Annotated in this window: 1 tRNA gene and 2 rRNA genes; all 3 read right to left on the bottom strand. The window is 39.2% G+C overall.

The window, feature by feature from the left end:
• Positions 1–85: ribosomal RNA gene (locus SH09_RS13835) — 23S ribosomal RNA — on the bottom strand; the annotation flags it as partial.
• A 191-nt stretch (positions 86–276) separates the two neighbouring features.
• Positions 277–353 (bottom strand) — tRNA-Ile (locus SH09_RS13830).
• 102 nt (positions 354–455) lie between these two features.
• Positions 456–551, bottom strand: a 16S ribosomal RNA gene (locus SH09_RS13825); the annotation flags it as partial.

The raw sequence follows: 551 nt of genomic DNA, 5'->3' as shown, positions 1-551 counted from the left end.
CTCCCCAAAGCATATCGTCGTTAGTAACGTCCTTCATCGGCTTCTAGTGCCAAGGCATCCACCGTGCGCCCTTAATAACTTAATCTTTTTGTTTTCCAATACAACGTCGTTGTTTGAAAATCCAAAATGTTATTAATCTGTGAGTGTTCTTTCGAACACTAGCGATTATTTCTTTTTGAATTCAAGCTTTTTTAAAACTCTAATTCACTCGGTTTTGCTTGGTAAAATCTATATATTTTACTTACTTATCTAGTTTTCAATGTACAATCAAAAAAATGGTGGGCCTAAGTGGACTCGAACCACCGACCTCACGCTTATCAGGCGTGCGCTCTAACCAGCTGAGCTATAGGCCCATTTTTTTTGAATACTCTAATGAGCATTCAAAACTGAATACAATATGTCAATGTTATTCCTCTTATCATCTTCTAAAAAAGATGTTCCGAATATATCCTTAGAAAGGAGGTGATCCAGCCGCACCTTCCGATACGGCTACCTTGTTACGACTTCACCCCAATCATTTGTCCCACCTTCGACGGCTAGCTCCATAAATG

Source organism: Staphylococcus gallinarum (assembly GCF_000875895.1).
GTDB classification, from domain to species: Bacteria; Bacillota; Bacilli; order Staphylococcales; family Staphylococcaceae; genus Staphylococcus; species Staphylococcus gallinarum.
Note: the sequence above shows the minus strand (reverse complement) of the source record. Positions and strands in the feature narration are given on the sequence as shown.